Here is a 6,530-nt window from a genome sequence, read left to right on the forward strand (position 1 = left end):
AAGTTGACCTCGAGGGAGATGAAATTCTCAACCTATTAAATAATAACTTTCCTCCAAAAATTAGTAAAATATTTGACGAAATTATCAATAAACGAAAAGAAATTATCCGTGAAAAAACTGGAATAAGTTTCGACCCATTTTTAAGAACATATCCAATCCAAATTGATGAAAATGAAATTCAAAGGGTGAGTCTCGAACAATCATCCAAAAAGGAAAATGATATTTTTGACATTAAAAAAAGTGCAGCCATCCAATTAAACGCAATCAAAGACAAAGCAATCAAAGAAGTCGAAGATACCATAAAATTTGATTATGAATTTAGTTTGGGAAGTTTCGCTTATGAATATGATTTATGCAGACCCCAATTCGGAGACGAAATCAAATTAAACGGTGCATTGCATTTAGAACTGGCACTTAAAAAGGAAAAAGACAATGTTCAAAAAGTAGATTACCAGCTGACCCGAAATGAAAACATTGCTCTTTTGACAGGAGCCAACAGCGGAGGTAAAACAACACTCCTTGAAACATTAACTCAAATATCCATAATGGCCCAGATGGGACTTCCAGTAAGTGCCGATGAAGCGGAAATAAAAATTGTTGATGAAATTTATCATTTCTCCAAAAAAAGATCACTCGATGCAGGAGCTTTTGAATCATTTTTAAATGTGTTCATACCTATCGTAACAACAAAAAGTGAAAAGTTAGTACTTTTAGATGAACTTGAAGGAATAACTGAACTTGATGCAGCGGTTAAAATTATTTCAACATTTATCGACATGATTAAAGAATCAAATTCCTATGGAGTCATCGTTACACACATGGCAAGGGAAATAATGAATTACACTGATATTCGTGTTGATGGAATTGAAGCCAAGGGATTAGATGAAAACTATAATTTAATCGTTGACAGAACTCCAAAAATGAATTTCCTTGCAAAAAGTACTCCTGAGCTAATTTTAAAAAGAATATATGAAAAATCAGATGATGAGTTGAAAGTAGTATATGCTAGGATTTTAGAAAAATTCTAAAAAAATATATTATACTTACTACCTAATTTCTATTAATGAACGTTAATGCAAATCCTAGAAATGACAACATTAAAAGATTAAATGAAATCTATAAAGTATTAAAGAAAAATGATTTTGGATATTTAATCGAAGAAAATACTTTTTTTAGAAAGTTTCCTTTTTTAAGAAATTATAAAGCTGAAAAAGAAGGGGTCTTTCCAGATGAATCAATTCCATTAAGGATTAGAAAAGTATTGGAAGAATTAGGCCCAGCTTATATTAAATTAGGCCAAATGTTAAGTACAAGGCCTGATCTTGTTGGAATAGAAATTGCTGAAGAGCTGCAAAAACTAAGAGACAAAACTCCAGTAACCCCATTTGAAGAAATCAAGAAAGTTATCGAAAGCGAACTAAATTCCTCCATTAGAGACATATACACTGATTTTAATAAAGAACCCATCGGATCAGCTTCAATCGGACAGGTTTATAAAGCTCGCCTGAAAAGTAGCGGAGAAGAAGTTGCAATTAAAGTCCAAAAACCTAACTCATATGAAATTATTAAATCTGACGTTCAGATAATGAAATTTTTAGCAACCAGAATTGACAAGTATCTTTCCAAAACCCGAACATATAATTTGCCTGCCATGGTAACTGAATTTGAACGTTCCATATTTAAAGAAATCAATTATATGGAAGAAGTCATGAATATGCAAAATCTTGCAAATAACTTTAAAGGTGTCAGATACATCAAAATACCTAAAGCATATACTGATTATTGTTCTAGAAAAGTAATTACAATGGAACTTATAAAAGGAATCGAAGTAAGCGACCTTATTAATGGAGATTATCCTGATATTAACAAAAAAAGAATTGCCAATTATGGAGTTAAATCATATTTCAAACAGATAATGATTGATGGATTTTTCCATGCTGACCCCCATCCAGGAAATTTAATCGTGACCTTCGACAATGAACTTTGTTATATCGATGAAGGAATGATGGGCATACTGAATGAAGATTTTAAACAAAATTTAGCCGAGTTAATTTTACTTTTAATCAGCGGAAATACCAACAATATTATTAAACAGTTAATATACATGGATATAATTACACCATCACAAAATACAGACAATTTAAAAGCAGATATTGATGATTTGCTGAATCTCTATTATGGTGCAGAATTAAAAAACATGGACGGGTTGATGGAAGATTTGCTTAATGCGATGATTAAAAATAATGTTGTTCTTCCAAGAGAATTTGTGATGATTGGAAGAGGAATCGCACTTATCGAAGATACAGGCAAGAAATTAGATCCTGATTTCAATGCCGCAACAGAACTTAAAAAATTATCTAAAAAGATAGTCGTGAATAAATACAAACCAGACAGGATTGCAAAATCAGGAATAAATTATTTACTGCAATTAGAACACCTTGCAAAGGATTTGCCCGATACAATCAACAGCACCATCTCCAAAGTTGAAGAAGGAAACATTGAAATAAAATTAAAGCATGAGGGAATAAGCGAACTTGCAAATCAACTTTCAGTATCATTGATATTAGCTGCACTGGTTGTTGGCTCATCTCTAGCATTACTGGAAGATACCGGCCCAAGATTATTTGACATTCCAATATTGGGGTTAATCGGTTTTGTATTTAGTGCAGTTTTAGGAGCATATCTGGTAATCGAATACATGATAGAAAGAGAATAATGGTGACATATATTTCCCCATATTATTCAACAATAACTTGAAGAGGATATTTAAATTAAAATCGAATTTCCATTAATGTAGTATTCTGCCATTTTCCAAATTTATCTTTGGCAATGCGTTCACGATATCCTATTTCCCGAATCCACATTTTTTGTGAAATTCAATCCTTGAAATATTTATTGAAAAGACAGTAATTTTTACGATTAATATTGTTCTTTATGATACGTTGTTTCATCAAATATGTACATATTTGTTTTTTCAGTTTTTCCCGCCATACGATCTTCTATAAATATTGTCTTTAATGCTTTGAGTTTTCCATCCTGTTTTAGTTCATCATAATTGCTTCCAGCACTAATTAAAAAATTTGTTTCTCCCATTATTTTCATTGTGGATTTACTCCCATTTTCATGATCATATTTGAATCCTTTAGTGAATACTCTTGTGAAGTATCCAACTAATTTTGCCGGCGCATCCATCCAGAATAATGGGAATATGAATGTTAAATGTCTGCATTGTTGATTCTTTCTTGTTCGAGTAGTATCTCTTTTGATAATGGTGATGATATATTGTTATTTTCCCTCAAATATTCCTCTTCCATAATATCTGGATTAAAATTTGATTCATATAAATCTATTAAGATATATTCGATTCGATTTTCTGTTAAACCTTGGACATATCCCTCTTTTATTTCATGAATAATTGATTTTTTACTTGGATGTGCATAAACTATAATTACTTTTGCTTTGTCATAGTAGATAATTTTTATTTAATAATATAATAATAATTTAGTTTTTAAAATTCTATTTTTTCTATTAATTATTACGGATTAACATCAGTAAGAAAAAATTATTATTGGAAACATAGAATATGAAATAGTTAATGAATGGTTTTCCTAATAATTTTTCAAAGAATTTTAAAGTCAATATACTAAAAAAAAACCATACAAAATATAAATACCTACTAAAAAAGGCCAAATTAATTCATTAAAAAAAGACTTATTTTTTAAAAATAACAATATATTGCATTTTATAATACCATAAAATAAGTTATATTAAGTTAATTAATAAAAAACTTAATATTAACGATTAATAAGTCAAATAACGCCTAATTATGTACAAAGGATTTTGCCCGTATACTAACTCTCTTGAATCATTGCTAGAATACCCTTCGCTCCTCGAGTAACCCTCGAAACGGGCAGCCTATCCAATGCTGGGTTTCTTCTAATCATCGACAGTATCAACTTTCCTCATAAAAGGACCGAAGGCATTGGTCATAAAAATGATACGACAATAATATTTTATAAAAAATAATATTTAACTATTTCACTAAAAAAAAAAGAATTATAATTGGAAGTTAATTAATAACCCCCAATATTGTTTTAAAAAAACTCATATTTCAAATCCACCGTCACATTTAATGATTTGACCGTCCAAGAAAGTGCATTCATCACTTGCTAAGAACAATGCCAATTCAGCGATGTCTTTACCTTCCCCACATCTTTTTACTGGACATTGGTCAATCATGTTTTGCAATGCTGCAGGACCGCCTATACTGTCCACCATTGCTGTGTGGATAAGACCTGGTGCGATACCGTTACATCTGATTTCCGGGCCTAATTCCCATGCCATTGATCTGGTTAATCCCATCATAGCGTGTTTGCTGTCAACATATGCTGCGAATCCGTGATGAGCTCCGAAGGATGCTACGGAACATGTGTTGACTATGGTTCCTTTTCCTTTTTCTTTCATTACAGGTGCAACAAGTTGTGTTAAGATTAGTGCGGAGGTAACATTGACATTGAACACTTTGTTCCATTCCTCAAGCGTTACATCCATTAATGGAGACATGGAAAGCACTCCAGCATTGTTGAATAATACATCAACAGTTCCATATTCTTCCATTGTTGCATCGAATATTTTTGGGACTTCATCCAAGTTTGCCATATCCACTATTACATAGATTGCTTCTCCGCCGGCAGCTTTAATATCATCCACAACTGCTTTTGCCCTTTCTTCGTTTCTTCCGCAAACGACCACTTTTGCTCCTTCAGCTGCAAATAATTTTGCTGAATCTCTACCCATACCGGAAGTTGCACCAGTTATAATTGCTACTTTTCCATCTAGTTTTCCCATTATATCACCTTTTATAAAAACAATCTTACGATTGCAGATGATAGTTAATATAATTTGAAATATATTTAATATTTTCTAAAGAAAAGTAATATTTAATATACATTTTAAAACAAATTAAAATTTAGTTAAATATGATAACAATAAAAAAAAAAAGTTAATTAGAGATTATGTGGTGCTTAAAGCAAAATAATATATAATGGGGCAATTCTTTTAAAAAAAAAATGAGAAAATATTATAAAATTTCTTCGTATAATCTAGAAGTCAAAATCATTCAATTTTTCGGATAGTTCCCGATACCTATTTCTAATGGTAACCTCCGTTACGCCAGCAACTTCAGCAACATCCTTTTGGGTTTTCCTTTCACCCAGCAAAACAGATGCAATATACAATGCAGCAGCCGCTACACCAGTAGGACCCTTACCTGAAGTTAACCCCAATTCAGAGGCTTTTTTAATTATTTTGATTGCTTTAGATTGTGCTTCACTGGAAAGACCTATTTTAGATGCAAATCTTGGAACATACTCAGATGGAGAAGTTGGTGCTAACTTAATATTTAATTCGCGGGACAGAAATCTGTAAGTTCTGCCGACATCCTTTTTGGATACTTTAGATACTCCTGCAATTTCATCCAAAGTGCGGGGAACATTACAACGTCTACAAGCAGAATAAATTGATGCTGAAACAACACCCTCAATACTTCTTCCACGAATGAGTTTACGGTCTACGGCACGCCTATAAATCAGGGATGCATCTTCCCTAACACTACGAGGAAGACCCAAATTTGAAGAATATCTGTCAATTTCGCTTAATGCAAATGCCAAATTCCTTTCACCCGAACCGGAAACTCTAATTTTTCTTTGCCATTTCCGTAATCTGTATAACTGTGCCCTGTTTTTAACAGGTATATCTCTACCTTGACCATCCTTGTTTCTCCAATCTATAACAGTTGATAAACCCCTGTCGTGAATGGTATTGGTCATTGGCGCTCCAACGCGAGTACGCTTATCTCGTTGTTCATGATCAAATGCTCTCCATTCCGGACCCAAGTCAACAATGTTTTCATCAATTACTAATCCACATCGAACACAGCTGACTTCAGCCCTTTCAGAATCCATTTCCAACTTAGATCCACATTCCGGACAAACATTCTCATCATCATTAACATATAGAGACTTTTGAACATTGCCTTTTTTAAATTGTTCATCCGCAGGCATAGACGAAAATTTAACTTTAAGAGTCATATTTCATCCTCCTTTAAAAATTTCAAGTTCAACAAACAAAGTTTCCAAAATTAAACAAAAAAAAATGATAAATGGAACTAAAAATTCAATTAGAAAATCAAATGATAAATATTCAAAATGATACCTCAGAGTATTAAGTGATAGTTTAAAGTAAATATTAAATTTAATGTGATAGTTATATAAAGGCGGGTTTCTGGTAATTATGAATATAATGAGCTTGCAGCGAAATGAAATTCCCATAGAAAACCATAGTACACAAACAAAACACAAAAGGACTTCACTACTGGGATCGAAACGAGACCAGGTATAACCCCCATGCTATGACCGCAATACTCATCATATTATGAAAATGATAATCAGTAATTAAGTAAATGATTTATATATAAAAAGCTTGCAGCGAAATGAAATTCCCATAGAAAACCATAGTACACAAACAAAACA

The 6,530-nt window shown here is 32.1% G+C and carries 3 protein-coding genes, 1 rRNA gene and 2 pseudogenes; 2 read left to right on the forward strand and 4 right to left on the reverse strand.

Annotation, left to right across the window (positions count from 1 at the left end; all coding sequences use genetic code 11):
• Both Q4Q55_RS09235 and Q4Q55_RS09240 read left to right on the forward strand, forming a co-directional pair.
• Window positions 1-1,028: pseudogene (locus Q4Q55_RS09235) on the forward strand (endonuclease MutS2); the annotation flags it as partial.
• Between the two features lie 35 nt (window positions 1,029-1,063).
• Window positions 1,064-2,716, forward strand: coding sequence for an AarF/ABC1/UbiB kinase family protein (locus Q4Q55_RS09240; protein WP_303372523.1), 1,653 nt, complete (start codon window positions 1,064-1,066; stop codon window positions 2,714-2,716).
• Between the two features lie 203 nt (window positions 2,717-2,919).
• On the opposite strand, the pseudogene Q4Q55_RS10670 reads toward Q4Q55_RS09240, so the two are convergent.
• The 4 genes and pseudogenes from Q4Q55_RS10670 to rrf all read right to left on the reverse strand — a co-directional run bounded on the left by Q4Q55_RS10670 (window position 2,920) and on the right by rrf (window position 6,421).
• Window positions 2,920-3,482 (reverse strand): annotated as a pseudogene (locus Q4Q55_RS10670) (NAD(P)H-dependent oxidoreductase).
• Window positions 3,483-4,104: 622 nt separating this feature from the next.
• Window positions 4,105-4,848 (reverse strand): SDR family NAD(P)-dependent oxidoreductase, encoded by a 744-nt coding sequence (locus Q4Q55_RS09250; RefSeq protein ID WP_303372524.1) that lies wholly within the window; start codon window positions 4,846-4,848, stop codon window positions 4,105-4,107.
• A 254-nt stretch (window positions 4,849-5,102) separates the two neighbouring features.
• Complete coding sequence (locus tag Q4Q55_RS09255) at window positions 5,103-6,062, reverse strand: transcription initiation factor IIB (protein WP_303372526.1); 960 nt, start codon at window positions 6,060-6,062, stop codon at window positions 5,103-5,105.
• Window positions 6,063-6,303: 241 nt separating this feature from the next.
• A 5S ribosomal RNA gene (gene rrf, locus Q4Q55_RS09260) occupies window positions 6,304-6,421 on the reverse strand.
• Between the last annotated feature and the right edge of the window lie 109 nt (window positions 6,422-6,530).

It is taken from the genome of Methanobrevibacter sp., from assembly GCF_030539555.1.
In the GTDB taxonomy this organism is placed as follows: domain Archaea; phylum Methanobacteriota; class Methanobacteria; order Methanobacteriales; family Methanobacteriaceae; genus Methanocatella.